Source organism: Ferribacterium limneticum (assembly GCF_020510565.1).
Taxonomy (GTDB): Bacteria; Pseudomonadota; Gammaproteobacteria; order Burkholderiales; family Rhodocyclaceae; genus Azonexus; species Azonexus limneticus_B.
On sequence record NZ_CP075189.1, the window covers coordinates 3885066 to 3903925 of the forward strand.

At 61.5% G+C, this 18860-nt stretch carries 16 protein-coding genes and 1 pseudogene; 3 read left to right on the plus strand and 14 right to left on the minus strand.

Translation table 11 applies throughout. The annotated features are described in order from the left end of the window. Positions 1 to 4 precede the first annotated feature (4 nt). Positions 5 to 1828, plus strand: coding sequence for a glutamine--fructose-6-phosphate transaminase (isomerizing) (gene glmS, locus KI610_RS18640; protein ID WP_226496434.1), 1824 nt, complete (start codon positions 5 to 7; stop codon positions 1826 to 1828). A 44-nt stretch (positions 1829 to 1872) separates the two neighbouring features. Next, complete coding sequence (locus KI610_RS18645) at positions 1873 to 2703, plus strand: symmetrical bis(5'-nucleosyl)-tetraphosphatase (protein ID WP_226496435.1); 831 nt, start codon at positions 1873 to 1875, stop codon at positions 2701 to 2703. Between the two features lie 238 nt (positions 2704 to 2941). On the opposite strand, the pseudogene KI610_RS18650 reads toward KI610_RS18645, so the two are convergent. The 9 genes and pseudogenes from KI610_RS18650 to KI610_RS18690 all read right to left on the minus strand — a co-directional run. Continuing rightward, positions 2942 to 3361, minus strand: a pseudogene (locus KI610_RS18650) (lysophospholipid acyltransferase family protein); the annotation flags it as partial. Between the two features lie 62 nt (positions 3362 to 3423). Beyond that, a complete protein-coding gene (locus KI610_RS18655) occupies positions 3424 to 4176 on the minus strand; it encodes a GNAT family N-acetyltransferase (RefSeq protein WP_226496436.1) in 753 nt (250 codons plus the stop codon). A 96-nt stretch (positions 4177 to 4272) separates the two neighbouring features. Beyond that, positions 4273 to 5205, minus strand: a complete 933-nt coding sequence (locus tag KI610_RS18660; RefSeq protein WP_226496437.1) for a carbohydrate kinase family protein — start codon at positions 5203 to 5205, stop codon at positions 4273 to 4275. Positions 5206 to 5211: 6 nt separating this feature from the next. Further along, positions 5212 to 6300, minus strand: a complete 1089-nt coding sequence (locus KI610_RS18665) for a DUF3426 domain-containing protein (RefSeq protein WP_226498578.1) — start codon at positions 6298 to 6300, stop codon at positions 5212 to 5214. Then, the gene (gene prmA, locus KI610_RS18670; protein WP_226496438.1) at positions 6300 to 7190 is read right to left on the minus strand and encodes a 50S ribosomal protein L11 methyltransferase; all 891 of its coding nucleotides are present in this window, start codon (positions 7188 to 7190) and stop codon (positions 6300 to 6302) included. Before prmA ends, KI610_RS18665 begins: the two co-directional genes overlap by 1 nt. A 3-nt stretch (positions 7191 to 7193) precedes the next feature. After that, positions 7194 to 8552, minus strand: coding sequence for an acetyl-CoA carboxylase biotin carboxylase subunit (accC, locus tag KI610_RS18675; RefSeq protein WP_226496439.1), 1359 nt, complete (start codon positions 8550 to 8552; stop codon positions 7194 to 7196). 7 nt (positions 8553 to 8559) lie between these two features. Beyond that, complete coding sequence (gene accB / locus KI610_RS18680; RefSeq protein WP_226496440.1) at positions 8560 to 9012, minus strand: acetyl-CoA carboxylase biotin carboxyl carrier protein; 453 nt, start codon at positions 9010 to 9012, stop codon at positions 8560 to 8562. 55 nt (positions 9013 to 9067) lie between these two features. Next, positions 9068 to 9547, minus strand: a complete 480-nt coding sequence (gene aroQ / locus KI610_RS18685; RefSeq protein ID WP_226496441.1) for a type II 3-dehydroquinate dehydratase — start codon at positions 9545 to 9547, stop codon at positions 9068 to 9070. 39 nt (positions 9548 to 9586) lie between these two features. Beyond that, the gene (locus tag KI610_RS18690) at positions 9587 to 10177 is read right to left on the minus strand and encodes a hypothetical protein (protein WP_226496442.1); all 591 of its coding nucleotides are present in this window, start codon (positions 10175 to 10177) and stop codon (positions 9587 to 9589) included. 50 nt (positions 10178 to 10227) lie between these two features. On the opposite strand from KI610_RS18690, the gene mpl reads away from it, so the two are divergent. After that, positions 10228 to 11574 carry a UDP-N-acetylmuramate:L-alanyl-gamma-D-glutamyl-meso-diaminopimelate ligase gene (mpl, locus tag KI610_RS18695; RefSeq protein ID WP_226496443.1) on the plus strand — a complete coding sequence of 449 codons (1347 nt, stop codon included), beginning with the start codon at positions 10228 to 10230 and terminating at the stop codon, positions 11572 to 11574. A gap of 99 nt (positions 11575 to 11673) precedes the next feature. Here mpl and KI610_RS18700 read toward each other — a convergent pair whose 3' ends face one another. The 5 genes from KI610_RS18700 to nikR all read right to left on the minus strand — a co-directional run bounded on the left by KI610_RS18700 (position 11674) and on the right by nikR (position 18847). Continuing rightward, complete coding sequence (locus tag KI610_RS18700; RefSeq protein ID WP_226496444.1) at positions 11674 to 13950, minus strand: NADP-dependent malic enzyme; 2277 nt, start codon at positions 13948 to 13950, stop codon at positions 11674 to 11676. 88 nt (positions 13951 to 14038) lie between these two features. After that, positions 14039 to 16048: a TonB-dependent receptor gene (locus KI610_RS18705; RefSeq protein WP_226496445.1), complete on the minus strand. Its 2010-nt coding sequence runs from the start codon at positions 16046 to 16048 to the stop codon at positions 14039 to 14041. Between the two features lie 90 nt (positions 16049 to 16138). Further along, entirely contained in the window at positions 16139 to 16948 is an 810-nt protein-coding gene (locus KI610_RS18710) for a HoxN/HupN/NixA family nickel/cobalt transporter (RefSeq protein ID WP_226496446.1), read from the minus strand. Between the two features lie 113 nt (positions 16949 to 17061). Next, the gene (locus KI610_RS18715) at positions 17062 to 18408 is read right to left on the minus strand and encodes a PAS domain-containing sensor histidine kinase (protein ID WP_226496447.1); all 1347 of its coding nucleotides are present in this window, start codon (positions 18406 to 18408) and stop codon (positions 17062 to 17064) included. Beyond that, the gene (nikR, locus tag KI610_RS18720; protein ID WP_226496448.1) at positions 18383 to 18847 is read right to left on the minus strand and encodes a nickel-responsive transcriptional regulator NikR; all 465 of its coding nucleotides are present in this window, start codon (positions 18845 to 18847) and stop codon (positions 18383 to 18385) included. Before nikR ends, KI610_RS18715 begins: the two co-directional genes overlap by 26 nt. Between the last annotated feature and the right edge of the window lie 13 nt (positions 18848 to 18860).

Here is an 18860-nt window from a genome sequence, read left to right on the forward strand (position 1 = left end):
AGCTATGTGTGGCATCGTCGCGGCAGCAGCCGACAAGAACATCGTTCCGGTTCTCGTCGAAGGTCTGAAGAAGCTCGAATATCGGGGCTATGACTCGGCCGGACTGGCCGTCATCGCCGGCAACAGCATCGAACGCGTCCGCTCGGTTGGTCGCGTCGCCGAACTCGAAGCCGCCTCGGCCAACACCCAGGCCATCACCGGTATCGCCCACACCCGCTGGGCCACCCACGGCGTGCCCTGCGAACGCAACGCCCACCCGCACGTTTCCGGCAGCATTGCCGTCGTTCATAACGGCATCATCGAAAACTACGAGTCGCTGCGTACGGAACTGACCGCCCAGGGCTACGTCTTCACCTCGGACACCGACACCGAAAGCATCGCACACCTCGTGCAGGCCACGCTAAAGACCGAGCCGGACCTCTTCAAGGCTGTGCAGATCACCTGCAAGCGTCTGGTTGGCGCCTACGCCATCGCCGTCATCGATCACACCCAGCCGGGCAAGATCATCGTCGCCCGCGAAGGTTCGCCGCTGCTGCTCGGCGTTTCCGACACCGGCAACTACGCCGCCTCTGACGCCTCGGCCTTGCTGCAAGTGACGCGCAACATGGTCTATCTGGAAAACGGCGACATCGCCGAGTTGACTGCAGCCAACGTCAGGATCACCCGCCTCGACGGTACGCCGGTCCAGCGTCCGGTGCATGTTTCCCAGCTCTCGGCCGCAGCCGTCGAACTCGGCAACTACCAGCACTACATGCAGAAGGAAATCTTCGAGCAACCCGAAGCGCTGGCCAATACGCTGGAGATCGTCGGCGGCAGCAAGACCATCCAGCCCGGCATTTTCGGCGCCGAAGCCGGCAACTTGCTGGCCGATGTCGACTCGATACTCATTCTGGCCTGCGGCACCAGCAGCCATTCCGGCTTCACCGCCCGCTACTGGCTGGAGCGCATTGCCGGCGTGCCGTGCAATGTCGAAATCGCCAGCGAATACCGCTACCGCGTCTCAGTACCCAACCCGCGCCAGCTCATTGTCGCCATTTCGCAGTCCGGCGAAACGGCCGATACGCTGGCGGCGTTGCGTCACGCCAAGTCACTCGGCCAGACCAAGACGCTGGCCATCTGCAACGTGCCGGAGTCGGCCATCGTCCGCGAATGCGCGCTGCGCTTCATCACCCGCGCCGGCCCGGAAATCGGCGTCGCCTCGACCAAGGCCTTCACCACCCAACTCGCCGCGCTCTTCCTGCTCACGCTGGTTGCTGCCAAGGTCAAGGGCCGCCTGAGCGAAGAACAGGAAGCCACCTACATTCACCAGCTGCGCCACCTGCCGGTCGCCGTCAACAAGGTGCTCGAGCTCGAAGACGAGATCAAGGCCTGGGCCCAGCGCTTTGCCGACAAGCATCACGCCCTTTTCCTAGGGCGCGGTCGCCACTATCCGATTGCCATGGAAGGCGCGCTCAAGCTCAAGGAAATCTCCTATATCCACGCCGAAGCCTACCCGGCCGGCGAGCTCAAGCACGGCCCGCTGGCTTTGGTCGATGCCAACATGCCGGTCATTTCGGTCGCTCCGAACGACCAATTGCTCGACAAGCTCAAATCGAATCTCAAGGAAGTCCAGGCACGTGGCGGCGAACTCTACGTCTTTGCCGACGCAGACTCGGAGATCCCGGAATCGGAAGGGGTGCACATCCTGCGCCTGCCCGAGCACTACGGCGAGCTGTCGCCGATTCTCCACGTCATTCCGTTGCAACTGCTGTCGTACCACGTCGCCTTGGTCAAGGGGACCGACGTTGACAAGCCGCGCAATCTGGCGAAATCGGTAACCGTCGAGTAAACAGGAATTTCAATTTTGGCCTTTTTTTCCGGTTGACCGTAGCAATGAGCACTTACGCCATCGGCGACATCCAGGGTTGCTACGACTCGTTGCAGAGGCTCCTCGAACGCTGTGCCTTCGATCCTGCAACCGACCGCCTGTGGCTGGTCGGCGATCTGGTCAATCGCGGCCCGCATTCGCTGGAAACACTGCGCCTGATCAAGTCACTCGGGCCTGCGGCAGTCACCGTGCTCGGCAACCACGACCTCTATCTACTCATGGTCGCCGAAGGCGGCGCCAAGTTTCGCGGCAAGGACGACACACTGCAGGAAATCCTGGAGGCCCCGGACTGCGACGAGCTACTCGACTGGTTGCGCCACCAGCCGATCTGCCATACCGAAGGCGAGTACTGCCTGGTCCACGCCGGCCTGCTGCCGCAATGGACGGCAGCCCGTGCCCGCGAACTGGCCCGCGAGGTCGAAGACGCACTTCAGGGCCCGAACTTTCGCGAATTCATCCTCAACCTGTGGGGCAGCGAGCCTGCTGGCTGGTCGGACAAGCTGAGCGGCTGGCCGCGGCTACGCGTCATCGTCAACGCCATGACCCGCATGCGCTTCTGCACGCTGGATGGCGTCATGGAGTTCAAGGTCAAGGGCAAGCTGGCCAACGCACCGGCCGGCCATCTGCCCTGGTTCGATCTACCGAACCGGAAAAGTGCCGACGCCGTACTGGTTACCGGCCACTGGTCGGCACTCGGTCTGAAAGTTACGCCGAATCTGCTGGCGCTCGACTCAGGCTGCCTGTGGGGAGGCCACCTGACCGCTGTCCGGCTCGAAGATCGGCAGGTGTTTCAAGTGGATTGCTCACCAACGGAAGCCCTGCCGCTAAAGCGATAGCTTCGCGCGCCTCGGCCGCCACCTGCTTGCGGTCTTCACCATTCATGCCACGCACCGGCGTCGTCACCAGCCGGGCAATCAGCCGTTTTCGGCCAATAATGGCAGCCGTGCATTGCCCCATGGAAATATCGCCGTCGTAACGCGGCGCCAAACTACGCTGGCCATCGAGTTCCCAATACGAGATCGCCACCGGCAATACCGGCCGCCCGGCGGCCAGCGCCGGTTGGATCAATGCCGCATGAAAATGCAGCAGGCTCCGACCATCGGTGGTCGTTCCTTCAGGAAAAACGGCGACATGTTTGCCCTTTTCCAGAACATCAGCCACCTGCTCGTTGATCACCTTTGCATGCCCACGGCTGCCACGGCGCAAAAATATCGTGTCGTTCTTCGCCGCCAGCCAGCCGATCAGCGGCCAGTGCCGGACTTCTTCCTTCGACACGAAGGCCGCTGGCAACGCCGAGTTGATGACGTAGATATCGATCCACGAAATATGATTGGCCACCAGCAAGGCACCCGGCACCGCATGCGTCAAGTCGGCCTCGACCTCGACGCCGAGTGCATCGAGCAAGGCCGCCGCCCAGCTGGCCTTGAGCGCCAGACGTTTGCGCTCGCTGCACAGCGGGAAGACGCACAGCGAAAAAAGCACCCCACTGATCACCAGCAGGACGATGCGAAGTATCCGGAAAGCGCGAATCGCTAAATTGGTCTGGCTCAGTGTTCTTATCCCAGGTAGTGCTTGGCGTAGCGGCCGGAAACCTTGGCCATCGGCATCAGAATCGGCAGGTCTGCCGTGTTGAAATCAGGATCCCAAGCCGGCTCACCACAGATCCAGGCCCCGGCACGCAGGTAGCCCTTGATCAGCGGCGGCGTTTCGGCCGGCAAATCCTGCTGCAGGGCAGCCAAAGGCAGCGGACAACGCGGGAAAACCCGGTATTCCTGCGGCCCGAGGTGATCGGCAGCCAGACGATTATACAAGCTGGCCGCGGCGTGGCCGCCATCGGCCATGCTGATCGAGGCGCAACCCATCAGGTAGTCGTAGCTGTTCTCGATCATGAACTGGGCCAAACCAGACCACAGCAAGGTAATCGTCGCGCCGGTCCGGTAATCCGGATGAACACAGGAACGGCCAATCTCGACCAGACGCGAGCGCAGATGCTGCAGACGGGTCAGGTCGAATTCGTTTTCGGAGTAATAGCCGACCTGACGGGCATTTTCCGGCGTCAGGATGCGGTAGGTGCCGACGATCTCGCTGGTCTGCGTGTCGCGCACGACGAGATGCTGGCAGTACGGATCGTAAATGTCGTGGTCAACACCGGGGATGCGGCTCGGCAAGTTGGCGCCCATTTCACCGGCAAAAACGCGGTAACGCAGGCGCTGCGCGTCGAGGATATCGCTCTGGCTGCGGGCGAAGCCGACAGCCAGGCTCTTCTTTTCGGGACGGCTGCGACCAGCCGCCTTATGGATATTTTCCATCTTTGTTCTCCTTGTATTCGTGGAGAACAAGTCTGGACGAGCGTTGTTACATGCACTTTGCCCGAAGATGACAGCGATGTTTCATCGCTGCCTTGATCACCAAGGTTGCGTGCCGAAAGCCTTTAGATAACGCCCGGCGATTTCCTCGCGGCTCGGTTGGTGATTCTGGCCGCCACGATGCGCGATCTTGATGGCCCCCATCACTGCGGCCAGACGGCCGGTCGTCAGCCAATCGAAACCGTTGGCAATACCGTAGAGCAGGCCAGAGCGGTAGGCGTCGCCGCAGCCGGTCGGATCGAGGATTTCGTCGGCTACGACGCACGGAATGTCGTGACGTACGCCATCGGCGTAGATCTCGGAGCCTTCGCCACCACGCGTCACAATGAGTGCCTTCAGGCTGCCCGCCAGTTGCTCCAGGCTGTGACCGGTCCGATCGCACAGCAGTTTGGCTTCGTAATCGTTGAAGCAGGCGTAATCGGCGAGCTTGATAAAATCGAGCAGTTCGTCGCCATTGAACATCGGCAGCCCCTGGCCCGGGTCGAAGATGAACGGCACGCTGGCATCGGCGAAGTCACGGGCATGTTGCATCATGCCTTCGCGGCCATCCGGGGCAACGATGCCGAGCTGGGCGTTCGCGCTCTCGACCTTGTTGAGGTGCGAAAAACTCATCGCCCCCGGATGGAAGGCGGTGATCTGGTTATCGTCGAGGTCCGTGGTGATAAAAGCCTGCGCAGTAAAACTGCCGCTGACCTGACGAACATGGGTGCGCGCCAAGCCAAGCTTGTCGAGGCGGTCGAGATAGGGCGCGGCGTCGTCACCAACCGTCGCCATGATCATCGGCTCGCCGCCGAGCAGCATGAGGTTGTAGGCAATGTTGCCGGCACAGCCACCGAACTCGCGGCGCATTTCCGGCACCAGGAAAGCCACGTTCAGGATGTGAATCTGCTCGGGCAGGATGTGATTCTTGAAACGGTCCGGAAAGACCATGATGTTGTCGAAGGCCAGCGAACCGCAAATTAGTGTTGTCATGTCAGATCAGGGATAAAAGATATAAAGACGGTAACCGGAGGCACCGCTCTCCTTGGCCTCGATCCACAGCTTGACGGCCATTTCGCCGTTGGCCGGAAAGGTGTCGGAGATCGTGCCAGGTGGCAGATAATCGGCGGCAAACATGACGCGTCGGGAAACCACGGCATCGTTGGTATCGGTCAGGCTCAATTCCAGCGCCGGCCAGGCCTGGGCATAGCCGGCCCGGTTTTTCAGCGTGGCTTGCAGCACGAACAGGCCGCGAGCGTTATCGGATTGCAGATCGGATGTTTCAATCGAAACCAGCGCAGCATTCCGCGGCAGAGGAATGTCCACCGCAGCAAGTTCGTACAGCCCGACAACGCCGGGGAAACGCAGCACGATATCGGTGCGGAAGTAGTAGACCAATTGGCCAAGCAGGCCGACCAACAGCAAAATCGCGACGAGAACGAAGGGCCAGACCGCCCGGTGATTCGATTCGCTCTCGAAACCGCCCAAACCATCACTGGCCAGCGTTCCCGCCGACCAGCGGTTGAAGGAGCCCGAGTCGATCAGTTCGCGCGCGGCAACCAGCCCGGCCTGACGCGCCGCCTGCGTCGACTCCTCGGGAGACTCGACAAGTGGCTCTTCAAGCGGCGCCTGAATCGGCTCGGCTTCAACAGCCAGCAGTGCCTCGGACTGTTCGGCGTCAACAGGTGGAATATCCTCCGGCGCGGCATCGACCGGTTGTTCAAACTGATCCGTTATTGGCGGCTCGACAAAAGGCTCTTCGACCGTTTCCGGCGGCAGATCTCCGGCCCAATCATCAACCGCCGCTTCCGGTTCGATGTCCGGTTCGATGTCCGGTTCAATTTCCGGCGCCTCGATTTCCTGCGCCTCGAAAGACGTATCAGATTCAGGGAAAGCCGGTTCGTCTTGCGGTACAGCCACCTCGGCAACAGGCGTCTCGATCAAGGGCTCGTGCGCCTCGCTGACCAGTTCGTCAAAAGCGTTGAAGACGGCCTGACAGTTACCGCAACGAACCTTGCCCGCTCTCAGGCGCAACTGCTCGGACGTCACACGGAAAACCGTGGTACAGGCCGGACAGCGCGTCCGCATCAAGGTTTGATTCCTTCCAGACACACCCAGTCTTCGCGCTTATCGGCGACCTGCATCGGTAGCCACTGGGCGTAGATGGCGATGATTTCTTCCGCCTGTTCGCGCAGGATGCCGGACAGGGCCAGACGTCCGCCGGAACGGACATGCGCGCAGATGGCCGGCGCCAGAACGCGAAGCGGATTGGAAAGAATATTGGCCACGACAACATCATACTCGCCGGCGACCGGCATGGCCGAATCAGCGAATAGTGCGACCACGCCATTGCGCTCGGCGTTCGAGCGGGCCGCGTCGACTGCCAGCGGATCGATATCGACGCCAGCGACGCGGCCAGCGCCCAGACGGGCGGCGGCAATGGCCAGAATGCCGGAACCGCAGCCATAGTCGAGCACGGTGCAGCCGTCGGAGACGTTGCGCTCCAGCCACTCCAGGCAGAGCCGGGTGGTCGGATGCGAGCCGGTGCCGAAGGCCATGCCTGGGTCAAGAATCAGATTGACCGCCGCCGGGTCCGGCGTTTCGTGCCATGACGGCACGATCCACAGGCGCTCTGAAACGCGGATCGGGTCGAATTGCGACTGGGTCAGTTGCACCCAGTTCTGCTCTTCCACCGTCTCGACCGTGTAGGCCGGCGCTTCACTGAGGCCGATGGCCGCAATTGCCTCGCCGAGCAGAGCATCGATATCGGCATCCGGCTCAAGCAGGGCGACGATGCGCGAATGCGTCCAGCCCGAGCTAGGAACTGATCCCGGTTCGCCGAAAAGCGGTTGCTCATCTGGCGTACCGGCATCGGCATCCTCAATGCTGGCCGACAGCGCGCCTGCTTCGAGCAGGGCGTCGCAGATCGGCTCGGCATGCGCCGCGTCGGTCAGGAAACTGACACTTTGCCAGCCCATCGCTTACAGCTTCACTTCGCCCTTGTCGGCGAGTTTCTGTTCGAGGTAATGAATGCTCGTGCCGCCTTCGACGAAACGGGCGTCCTGCATCAGTTCCTGATGCAGCGGGATATTGGTCTTGATACCCTGGATGCTCATTTCGGACAAGGCGATACGCATGCGACGGATGGCCTGATCGCGCGTGTCACCATAGGCGATGACCTTGGCGACCATCGAGTCGTAATGCGACGGCACGGTATAGCCTTGGTAAATGTGCGTATCGACGCGGATGCCAGGGCCGCCGGGCGGGTGATAAAACTCAATTTTGCCGGGGCACGGCACGAACGTGAAGGGATCTTCGGCGTTGATTCGGCATTCGATGGAATGGCCGCGGAAGACGATGTCCTTCTGCTTGTAGCGCAGCTTCTCGCCGGCCGCGACGCGAATCTGCTCCTGAACGATATCAACGCCGGTAATCATTTCGGTGACCGGATGCTCGACCTGAACGCGGGTGTTCATTTCAATGAAATAGAACTCGCCATTCTCGTAGAGGAACTCGAAAGTACCGGCGCCGCGATAGCCGATCTTCCGGCAGGCTTCGGCGCAACGCTCACCGATACGGGCGATCAGGCGGGCAGGGATATGCGGCGCCGGAGCCTCTTCGATCACCTTCTGGTGACGGCGCTGCATCGAACAATCGCGCTCGCCGAGGTAAATCGCGTTCTTGTATTCGTCGGCCAAGACCTGAATTTCCACGTGACGCGGATTTTCCAGGTACTTTTCCATGTACACGGCAGGATTGTTGAAGAAGCTGCCAGCCTCCTGCTTGGTCATCCCCACGGCATTGACCAGCGCCGCTTCAGTGTGCACAACGCGCATGCCACGACCACCGCCGCCGCCAGCGGCCTTGATGATCACCGGATAGCCGACGGCGCGGGCGATCTTGACGATTTCCTTCGGGTCGTCCGGCAACTCGCCCTCGGAGCCCGGCACGCAAGGCACCATGGCTTCCTTCATTGCATTCTTGGCCGACACCTTGTCACCCATCAGGCGAATGGTTTCGGCGCGTGGACCGATGAAAACGAAGCCGGAAGTCTCGACGCGCTCGGCAAAGTCGGCGTTTTCCGACAGGAAACCGTAACCCGGGTGAATCGCCTGGGCATCGGTCACTTCCGCCGCCGAAATGATGGCCGGAACGTTGAGGTAGCTCAGTGACGAGGAGGCAGGTCCGATGCAGACCGACTCGTCGGCCAGCTTGACGTATTTCGCGTCGCGGTCCGCCTCGGAGTGCACGACCACCGTCTTGATGCCAAGTTCACGGCAAGCACGCTGAATACGCAAGGCGATTTCGCCGCGATTCGCGATCAGAATCTTTTCAAACATGGCCATATCAGCCAATCACATAAAGCGGCTCACCGAACTCCACCGGCTCACCATTCTCGACCAGGATGGCCTTGATCACGCCCGAGGCATCAGACTCGATCTCGTTGAGCAGCTTCATGGCCTCGATGATGCACAGAGTTTCGCCCTGCTTGACGGTCTGGCCGATCTGCACGAAAGCTTCGGCGCCGGGTGACGGCGAGCGGTAGAAGGTGCCGACCATCGGCGACTTGACGATATGACCTTCCGGCAATTCGTCCTCGTCATCAAGGTTGACTGCGGAAGCAGCCGGCGCCCCCGGTGCCATCTGGGGAGGCGGTGCATAGTATTGCTGCGGAGCGGCAGCAACGGTGCCGTAATGCTTGGCGATGCGAACCTTTTCTTCGCCTTCCGTCACTTCCAGTTCGGAAATACCGGATTCCTGAACGAGGTCGATAAGTTTCTTGAGTTTACGCAGATCCATGGAGACTCCCTTCTATGTTGTGCCCGTCGGGCACAAGTGTCCGGCCTGAGCCGGACTATTCAATATTAAGCTTGTTAAGCAGATATTCGAGGGCCAGCAGATAGCCCTCATGACCCAGCCCGCAGATGACGCCGATGGCCAGGTCCGAAAAATACGAGTGATGGCGGAACGGTTCCCGCGCATGCACATTGGAAAGATGCACTTCGACGAACGGAATCGCCACCGCCGCGATGGCATCGCGCAAGGCCACGCTGGTATGCGTGTACGCTGCCGGATTGATGATGATGGCGCGGACCCCCTGTTCGCGAGCGGCATGGATGCGCTCGATGAGCGCACCTTCATGGTTGCTCTGGAACGCCTCCAGATCAACGCCGGCCGTTTCGGCCATGCGCGCCAGCGACATGTTGATGTCCGACAGGGTTACCCGGCCATAATGCTCGGGTTCACGTGTGCCAAGCAGGTTCAGATTCGGCCCGTGGATGACTAGGACACGAGGCTTTTCGACCGGCTTGGAAGCAGTTTTTCGCTTCGTCATAGCTGCAAGTTTGCCGCAAATGGCTGCAACTTGTCCAGTCTATTCCTTTAGTAAGGCGCGCAGGACATCAGCCCGGATGCGCTCATGCGGTCGCCCATCGTGACGTTTGAGGCTAACGCGCTCCATGTTTGGCGGCATGATGATGAGGTCAGCGTCGGCCGTATCGGTTTCCATGCGCAACACTGCCTCAACCCGTTCATTGCGCACCTCGACATGGGACGCATCGATTCCCCGATTAAGCAGGAATATCTCGACCTCCTTGGCGCTATCGGCAAACAGCTGGATATCGATGCGCGAATGCTCGCCGGCCGTGCCATCGAGGACCGAACCGGTCAGGTAGGGATTGAAGGCGGCGAGCAAATCAAGCAACTCAAGCGCCGTGTGGCGCAATGCCGCGACAAGCTCTTCATGCTCTTCACCCTGATAAAGGCTGCGGTAGGCGCGCAATTCGGCCTCGACCTCGGCATTGTCCGGGAAGGCTGAATTTTCAGGCAGACCCAACTGGCGGGCCGCCTTCTTTTTGGCATGGTGATAATCGGTAATGCCGTCCTCCGCCATCAGGCGGGCGGCGGCGCTAGCGATGCTGGCCCGTGTTCCGGGGCTAGTACGTTGCCGTTCATGACGGGTCATGGGGACTCGATCAAGGTAAAATCGCCCCCATTCTAACGGCTCGAACTGAAATGCACATTCACATTCTCGGCATCTGCGGCACTTTCATGGGCGGCGTCGCCCAACTGGCGGTCGACTCCGGCCACAAGGTCACGGGCTGCGACGCCAACGTCTATCCGCCGATGAGCGACCAGCTACGCGGCGCCGGTATCGAATTGATCGAAGGCTTTGACACCGAGCAACTGGCACTCAAGCCAGACATCTTCGTGATCGGCAACGCCATTTCGCGCGGCAATCCACTGCTCGAAGCCATTCTCGACAAGGGCCTGCCCTATGTTTCCGGGCCGCAATGGCTGGCCGAAAACCTGCTGCAAGGCCGCTGGGTATTGGGCGTGGCCGGTACGCACGGCAAGACGACGACAGCCTCGATGCTGGCCTGGATACTCGAGGCCGCAAACATGGATCCCGGCTTCCTGATCGGCGGCGTACCGCTGAACTTCGGCGTCTCGGCCCGACTGGGCGGCACACCGTTCTTCGTCATCGAGGCCGACGAGTACGACACGGCGTTCTGCGACAAGCGTTCCAAGTTCGTCCATTACCGGCCGCGGACGGTCGTTCTGAACAACCTTGAATTCGATCACGCCGATATCTTCAGCGATCTGGCAGCCATCGAGACGCAATTCCACCACCTCATTCGCACCCTACCGCAATCCGGACTGATCGTTTCCAATGCCGCCGAGGCCAGCCTCGACCGCGTTTTGCAGCGCGGCTGCTGGACGCCGGTCGAGCGTTTCAACGCCCCGGACGGCTATCGCGTGACCGGCGACGACGCCCGTGGCGAACTGGTTTTGCACTCGCCCGACGGCAAGATTCGGCGCACCGTCTGGGGGCTTTCCGGCGACCACAACCGGGCTAACGCCTGTGCCGCACTGCTTGCCGCCCGCCATGTCGGCGTCCCGCTCGAACAGGGGCTGGATGCTCTGTCGCGCTTCGAGAACGTCAAACGGCGCATGGAAGTGCGCGGCGAAGTCCGTGGTGTAACGGTTTACGACGACTTTGCCCATCACCCGACGGCCATCTCAACGACGGTTTCCGGCCTGCGTCGCAAGGTCGGCAAGGCGCGCATTCTGGCCGTGCTCGAGCCGCGTTCAAACACGATGAAGCTGGGCACGATGAAGGCGCAGTTGCCGGATAGCTTGCGCGAAGTCGATATGGCCTTCTGCTACGCCGGCAATCTTGGTTGGGATGCGCGCGAGGCACTGGCACCGATGGGCGAGCGCGCTGTCGTTGAGGATGACCTGGCCCGACTGGTCGACCAGATCGTCATCGCTGCGCAGCCGGGCGACCACATCCTGGTCATGAGCAATGGCGGCTTTGGCGGCATTCACGGCAAGATCCTGGCCGGTTTGACGGAGTAAAGCCCCAGAAACTGCATTCCCACGGTCAACCGGAAAAAACGGCCAAAAATAAAAAGGCGCGGTGAGGTTTCCCTCCCGCGCCTTTTTGTTGTGCCGAGCTTAGCGCTCCATGGACTCCACGACGGCCAGCGCAGTCATGTTAACCAGGCGACGCACGGTGGCGGTCGAGGTGAGCACGTGCACCGGACGGGCCGCACCGAGCAGGATGGGGCCGATGGTGACGCCTTCGCCGCCGGTCATCTTGATCAGGTTGTAGGAAATGTTGGCCGCGTCGATATTCGGCATGACCAGCAGGTTGGCCTCGCCCTTGAGTGGCGAATCCGGATTGGCTTCACGGCGCAGATCTTCATTGAGTGCCGAGTCGCCATGCATTTCGCCATCCACTTCCAGTTCGCCAGCCGACATGGCCGAGACCAGCCCGGCCGCGACGCTCATCTTGCGGGCCGACTCGGAGTTGCTGGAACCGAAATTGGAATGCGAGAGCAGCGCAACCTTCGGATGGCTGCCGAAACGCTTGACCTGCTCGGCTGCCATGAGCGTCATTTCGGCGATTTCCTGGGCGTTCGGGTTTTCGTTGACGTGCGTGTCGCAGATGAATAGCGAGCGGCCCGGCAGCATCAGATAATTCATCGCCGCCAGCGTGCTGACCCCGGGGCGCTTGCCGATGATCTGGCTGATCACGCCGAGGTGATGGCTGTACTGGCCGGTCATGCCGCAGATCATGCCGTCGGCGTAGCCGAGCTTGAGCAGCATGGCACCGATCACCGTCGGCTTGCGCCGCATGGCTTCCTTGGCGATGGCCGGGGTGATGCCCTGACGCGCCATGGCCTTGTGGTAAGCCATCCAGCACTCGCGGTAGCGCTCGTCGGATTCCGGATTGACGACATCGAAATCGACACCCGGCTTGATGCGCAGCTTGGCTTTTTCGAGGCGATGCTCGATGACACCCGGACGACCGATCAGGATCGGTCGGGCAAACTTTTCCTCGATGACGACCTGCGCGGCACGCAGGACGCGCTCGTCTTCACCTTCGGCGAAGATGATGCGCTTGCCCTTGGCCTGACGGGCAGCCTGGAAGATGGCACGCATGCCGACGCCGGTGTGATAGACGAACTCGGACAACTTGGCGCGGTAGGCGGCCCAGTCGGTAATCGGCCGGGTGGCGACGCCGGAATCCATGGCAGCCTGGGCGACGGCGGGGGCGATCTTGACGATCAGGCGCGGGTCGAAGGGCTTGGGAATCAGATATTCCGGGCCGAAGGATAAATCGGCGCCCGGGTAGGCCATGGCCACTTCATCGGTCACTTCGGCTTCGGCCAGTTCGGCGATGGCGCGCACGGAGGCCATCTTCATTTCTTCGGTAATGCGCGTCGCCCCAACGTCGAGCGCGCCGCGGAAGATGAACGGGAAGCACAGGACGTTATTGACCTGGTTTACATAGTCGGAACGGCCGGTGGCGATGATCGCGTCCGGGCGGACTTCCTTGACCAGTTCCGGCATGATTTCCGGAGTCGGGTTGGCCAGCGCGAAGACCATCGGCTTGTCAGCCATGGCCTTGACCATGTCCTGCTTGACAACACCGGCAGCGGAAAGGCCGAGGAAAATATCGGCGCCGACCAGCGCTTCGCCCAGCGTGCGCATCTCGGTGTTCTGGGCGTAGCGTGCCTTGGTCTCGTCCATGCCACCCGGGCGGCCAACATAGATGACGCCCTTGGAGTCGCAAATGGTGATGTTCTCGCGCTTGACGCCGAGATCGCACCACAGATTCACACAGGAAATGGCGGCGGCGCCGGCGCCCGAGACGACAACCTTGACCTCGTCGATCTTCTTGCCGACGACCTTCAGGCCGTTGAGCATAGCGGCGCCGGAAATGATCGCGGTGCCGTGCTGGTCATCATGGAAGACCGGAATGTTCATCCGTTCCTTGAGCTTCTGCTCGATGTAGAAGCACTCGGGGGCCTTGATGTCTTCAAGATTGATACCGCCGAGCGTCGGCTCAAGGGCGGCAATCATGTCGATCAGCTTGTCCGGGTCGTTCTCGGCCAGTTCGATGTCGAAAACGTCGATGCCGGCGAACTTCTTGAACAGGCAGCCCTTGCCTTCCATGACCGGCTTGGAAGCCAGCGGGCCGATATTGCCTAGGCCGAGCACGGCGGTTCCGTTGGTCACGACGCCGACCAGATTGGCGCGCGAGGTGTACCAGGCGGCCGTCGCCGGATCTTCGACGATCGCATCGCAGGCCGCAGCAACACCCGGAGAGTAGGCCAGCGCGAGGTCGCGCTGATTGGTCAGGCCCTTGGTCGGGCGGACTGAAATCTTGCCCGGGGTGGGCCAGCGATGGTATTCGAGAGCGGCTTCGCGCAGATCCTTTTCCACGGATTCTCCTGGGGATTTAGGTATTAGGGAAAACCCGTTAGGGTACTCCAATCGTTGCGCCGCTGGAAGTATAATTCATAATTACAGATCAGAATCCATGGCGTATGGTCAGGCGCAGGCTTCTCGGCTCGGTGGGATGAATATGCCGGTCATCGACCGCTGCCCCCTCGGAGGCAAGCTGCGAGTCGTACCAGTATTCGATGTCATTCACCTTGCGGTCGAAAAGGTTGTAGATGTCGAGCGCCAGCTGCGTGCGCCGGCTGAATTTGTAACCAACGCGCAGGTTGGTCAGTGCTGACGCGCCGGAGCGGACCGAGTTGTCCTCGATCAGCGGCCGCGGCCCGAAGTAGCGCAGGCGTACGGCACCGAACCAGGGGCCGAGGTGATCCAATGTCAGCCCGATGTTGGCGGTTGTCGTCACCGCCCCCGGGATGGTGTCGCCGACCAGCGGGTCGTGGTCGCGGAAGCGGGCATGCGACCAGGCGAGGTCGGCATCGACCGCCAGCCAGTCGGACAACACGTAGAGATTGGTCCATTCGACCCCGTAGCGGCGTGATGGGCGGGAAGCTTCGGTCGTCCCGGCATCGCCGACGAAAAGTAGTTCGGAGGCCGAGTCGAGTTGCCACAGGGCGACGGTCGACTGCCAGCCTGGCACAATTTCGGAACGCAGGCCCAGCTCGTAACCCTTGGTCCGGACCAGCGGCTTGACGGCCTGCACCGGCGTCACACCATCGGCCGGATCAACGCGAATGGTCGTGCCGCGCGCATCGTTGGAATGGAAACCGTGGCCGTAATTGAGATAAAGCTCAGTCTTGCGCCATGGCCCGAAGATCAGCGCCAGCTTGGGCGTCACCATCTGGTCGCTGGCTTTTCCCGAATTTGCCGCTAAATTGCTGTCGACCGTGAAATCGTAGGTGTCGGCGCGCAAGCCCTGGACGGAGCGGAACCACTCGGTCCAATGCATCTCGTTTTGCGCCCACAGGCCGAGGCTGCGCTGCGTCACCTTGTCTTCGCGCACCGTGCTGACCGTTTCGCGCGCGCTGGTAGCATAGAGACCGACCGGATTCAAATCATCGACCCGTCCCTGCAGGCCGATACTGTTCTCGACTTCGAAATTGCCCCAGCGATCGAACATCGCATGCGAAACGGCGAACCCGCCGGCCTGCCGACGTTCGGCCTGCTTGAACTGGTCGCCCGGCGGACAGCCGGCATTCAGGCAATACTGGAAGTTGGACCACAGATCGAGGTCGGACTTTAACCACCAGACATTGGCCTTACTCTGTGCCTTTTCCCTGCGCTTGGCCCACTCGCCGGACAGGCTGTAGCGATGCGTCTCGCCGCCGGTCGTCGGATCGAGCGAGCCGAAACGGTCGACGGTACCGTTGGAAATGGCGCGCTGGGCGATCTGGTCGGTCGATCTCCAGCGACCGGAGTAAGCCATGCCGGTAATCGAAAAACCGTCATTTCGCGTGCCCTGGCTGTAACGCAGGACGCCGTTCAATTTGCGGTAATGCTCCTCGACCTGCCACGGCCCGTCGTTGTGGAACAGTTCGAGGGCGTAAAGTAAATGTCCGCCACCCAGCTCTGGCGAACCGGCGAGCAGGCTGCGCGCATAGCCGTTCTGGCCGAGCGTCAATTGCGCCAGCGTCCCCTCGATCTGACGAAAATAATCAATGTGCGCCGCACCGGCTGACGAAAAATCGCCCTCCTCGGCAAAGTACGGCCCCTTGCGGTAACTGATACGGTCGACCAGCTCGGGAATCAAAAAATTGAGATCGGTGTAGCCCTGGCCGTGGGCGTGCGTCGGCATGTTGACCGGGACGCCGCCAACATAGGTGGCGAAATCGGTGCCGTGATCAAGATTGAAGCCGCGCAGGAAATACTGGTTGGCCTTGCCGTCGCCGGCGTGCTGGGTGACGATCAGGCCCGGCACCATTTCCAGCGCCTCGCCGGGTCGCAGGATGGGCACTGCGGCCAGGCGCTGGCTGGAAACCACGCCTTCGCTGCCTGACGCCGCAATGCCTTCGAGGTTTTCCGCCTTGGCGCGGACTTCGACGGCGGACAGTTCGGTCGACTCATGGGCCACGACAGCCGTCATCGCCACCATCAAATATGAACTAAATATTTTTTTTCTTAAACCCATCGCTTAAAAAAGCCGGTCGCCCGGCCATCCCCCATCGCCAAGTCGTCAGGCCGCCACAGGCCGGCGCGTCAGGCGCACCGCGGCAATAAAGCTGAGGGCGATGATCGCCACCAGCGAAAAACCGAATATCAATTCCTTGCCTTCGCTCCACATATCGACCGCCGGCGACAGCATTTTGGCGGCGCCGAAGGCAGCGACCAGCAGGCTGACGCCCGACACCACCAGCGCCATGACGCGCGAAGCGATGAGCGCCACCTGATCGGCCCGGGCAATCAGGCGGGCGATCCACAGGCCGTTGATGCCGTCGGTCAGCAGCATGCCGAGCATGAAGAGCAGGGCGAGAATCAGCGCATGTTCCCAGCCGCCGAATTGCGTGGCCGTCAGGGCGAAGAAAGCGGCTTGCGACAGCGTGTCGAAGGAAAGGGCGAACAGGGCGCCGACCAGCGCGATCAGCGCCGGGTGCGAAACATGGCGCAGGTTGCCGAGCAGGCGGCCCTTTAGGCCGACCGGCTGGACCATTTCATGGGGTTCGGCGGCGAGCACCGCGGCCAGATTCAGGCTGCCCAAGGCAACGAGAAAAGCGATGGAAATCACGGCGCCCAGGGTGCCGAACCATTCCGGCACTTCCCACCGCCCGGCCAGCGCCGAGACGCCGAGGGCAATGGCCATGACCACGGCGCCGTGGCCGAGCGAGAACAGCGTGCCGCAATAGCGCGCCAGACCCGGCCGGGTGCGGGCGTTGTAGCGGGTCAGGCCGTCGATGGTGGCCAGATGGTCGGCGTCGAAACCATGCTTCATGCCGAGCACGAAGGTCAGGATGAGTAGCGACAGCCAGTCGGAGGGCAGAGGTTCCATGGGCTTTGTATGAAATTTATACTCATCTTCATACAAAGACCGTGCCAGATCAATAAGTCGTTGTTCGTATTGACTTCATCGTCTGAAAGCTGGCCAGAATGCCCGCTAAATGGTCAGCGACTTTCCACCGGAAGTGCAAGGACAAATTCCGCCCCGCCGCCCGGGAGGTTGTGGGCGCTGAGCTTGCCGCCATGGCGTTCGACGATGCTGTAGCTGATCGACAAGCCAAGACCGGTGCCCTGACCGACCGGCTTGGTGGTGAAGAAGGGTTCGAACAGGCGGCCCAGATGTTCCTCGGAAATGCCCGGCCCGTTGTCGGCAAAGCGTAGGATCACCATGCCATCTTCGATGCCGCCGCTGACGGTCAAGCCGGGCTCCCGCTGGCTGGCCGTGGCATCGCAGGCGTTCTGCACGAGATTCATGATGACCTGCTGGAGTTGTCCCGACGAACCGGAGCATTTCAAATTTGGCGATATTTTCGTGTTGACCGTGAAATTGGCCGCCGCGCTCTGCACCACCCAGCGCACCGAGCGCTCGACGACTTCGTTGAGGCTGACCTGCTCGGGCGTCATCTTGTCGACGGCCGAAAAGCGTTTGAGCGCATCGACGATGTCACGCGTGCGCTCGGCCCCTTCGATCATGCCGTCGATGAGGTGCGGCATGTCGGCGAGGATGCGGTCGATGCGCAGCTCCTGACGCATGGTCTGCAAGGCGCCATCTTCGGCCGCGTCGCTGGCATGCACCGCGCCGAGGTAGCTTTCGAGCCGGCTGGCGTAGCGCTTGAGCGACAGCACGTTGCCGAGCACGAAGCTGATCGGGTTGTTGAGCTCATGCGCCACGCCGGCGACCAGACGGCCGAGCGAAACCATCTTTTCGGCGTGCAGCAACTGGCCTTGCGTCCGCTTGAGGTCGTCGTGCGCCTGGCGCAAGGCGGAATAGGCGCGGCGCAGTTCGCCGACCGGCCGGCCGGTGACCACCATGCCCATGAGCTTCCCGGTCTGCGACAGGCGCGGTGTGCAGTTCATCGACACCGGCACAGTCGAACCGTCGCCGGCGCGCAGGAAGAACTCGCAATCGTGGACGCCTTCGCGGCCGTAGCGGGCGAAGATGTCGCGCGCCTTGGCCCGTTCGATGTCGTCGGCAAAGAGGTCGAAGACGGGGGTCTTTTCGAGTTCGCTGGCCGTCTTGCCGGAGATGTGCAGCAACGAGGAATTGACCTCCTCGATGCCGCCGTTGCGGTCGCAGACGATCAGGATGTCCGACATCGAGGCGAGCACGCTCTCGATGAACTGGTGCGACTCTTCGAGCGCGGCGTTCTTTTCTTCGAGGGCGACTTCGTATTGCAGGAGGTCGTTGTAGACCTCGTCCATTTTCTGGATGACTTCGATCCACGCCTGTTCGCCGCCCGGCGGCAGGGGTGACTCGGCGGAAAGATCAGCGGGCGGGACGATAGTGGACATGGGCTTCGCCGTGATCGTCGTGGGCGTGATGATGTTCCGCTTCGAGCGCGATGACGTTGAGCTTGCCGTGGCGGACGCCGCGTTCGGCCATCAGCGCATCGGCAAATTGGCGGACATCGGCGGTGGAGCCCTTGAGGATGACCGATTCGAGGCAATTGTCGTGATCGAGGTGGCTGTGCAGCGCCGCCACCGTCAGGTCGTGGTGGTCGTGCTGCAGGCCGGTCAGGCGTTCGGCCAGTTCGCGTTCGTGGTGGTTATAGACGTAGGACAGGTTGGCGACACAGTGGCCGGAGGGCGTTTCGCGCTGGCGGTCGCTCTCGATGGCGCCGCGGATCAGGTCGCGCACGGCTTCCGAGCGGTTGCTGTAGCCGCGGGCCGCGATCAGCTGGTCGAATTCCTTGGCCAAAGCCTCATCCAAAGAAATTGTGAAGCGTTCCATGTTCTTTGCTCCG

Bases quoted from the DNA above. Each gene is read 5' to 3' on its own strand.
- accB (WP_226496440.1), bottom strand. From the start codon at position 9,012: ATGGATCTGCGTAAACTCAAGAAACTTATCGACCTCGTTCAGGAATCC.
- accC (WP_226496439.1), bottom strand. From the start codon at position 8,552: ATGTTTGAAAAGATTCTGATCGCGAATCGCGGCGAAATCGCCTTGCGT.
- nikR (WP_226496448.1), bottom strand. From the start codon at position 18,847: ATGGAACGCTTCACAATTTCTTTGGATGAGGCTTTGGCCAAGGAATTC.
- KI610_RS18665 (WP_226498578.1), bottom strand. From the start codon at position 6,300: ATGCGGACGCGCTGTCCGGCCTGTACCACGGTTTTCCGTGTGACGTCC.
- KI610_RS18660 (WP_226496437.1), bottom strand. From the start codon at position 5,205: ATGACAACACTAATTTGCGGTTCGCTGGCCTTCGACAACATCATGGTC.
- KI610_RS18715 (WP_226496447.1), bottom strand. From the start codon at position 18,408: ATGTCCACTATCGTCCCGCCCGCTGATCTTTCCGCCGAGTCACCCCTG.
- KI610_RS18655 (WP_226496436.1), bottom strand. From the start codon at position 4,176: ATGGAAAATATCCATAAGGCGGCTGGTCGCAGCCGTCCCGAAAAGAAG.
- KI610_RS18690 (WP_226496442.1), bottom strand. From the start codon at position 10,177: ATGACCCGTCATGAACGGCAACGTACTAGCCCCGGAACACGGGCCAGC.
- KI610_RS18645 (WP_226496435.1), top strand. From the start codon at position 1,873: ATGAGCACTTACGCCATCGGCGACATCCAGGGTTGCTACGACTCGTTG.
- KI610_RS18710 (WP_226496446.1), bottom strand. From the start codon at position 16,948: ATGGAACCTCTGCCCTCCGACTGGCTGTCGCTACTCATCCTGACCTTC.
- aroQ (WP_226496441.1), bottom strand. From the start codon at position 9,547: ATGACGAAGCGAAAAACTGCTTCCAAGCCGGTCGAAAAGCCTCGTGTC.
- KI610_RS18705 (WP_226496445.1), bottom strand. From the start codon at position 16,048: ATGACGGCTGTCGTGGCCCATGAGTCGACCGAACTGTCCGCCGTCGAA.
- prmA (WP_226496438.1), bottom strand. From the start codon at position 7,190: ATGGGCTGGCAAAGTGTCAGTTTCCTGACCGACGCGGCGCATGCCGAG.
- mpl (WP_226496443.1), top strand. From the start codon at position 10,228: ATGCACATTCACATTCTCGGCATCTGCGGCACTTTCATGGGCGGCGTC.
- glmS (WP_226496434.1), top strand. From the start codon at position 5: ATGTGTGGCATCGTCGCGGCAGCAGCCGACAAGAACATCGTTCCGGTT.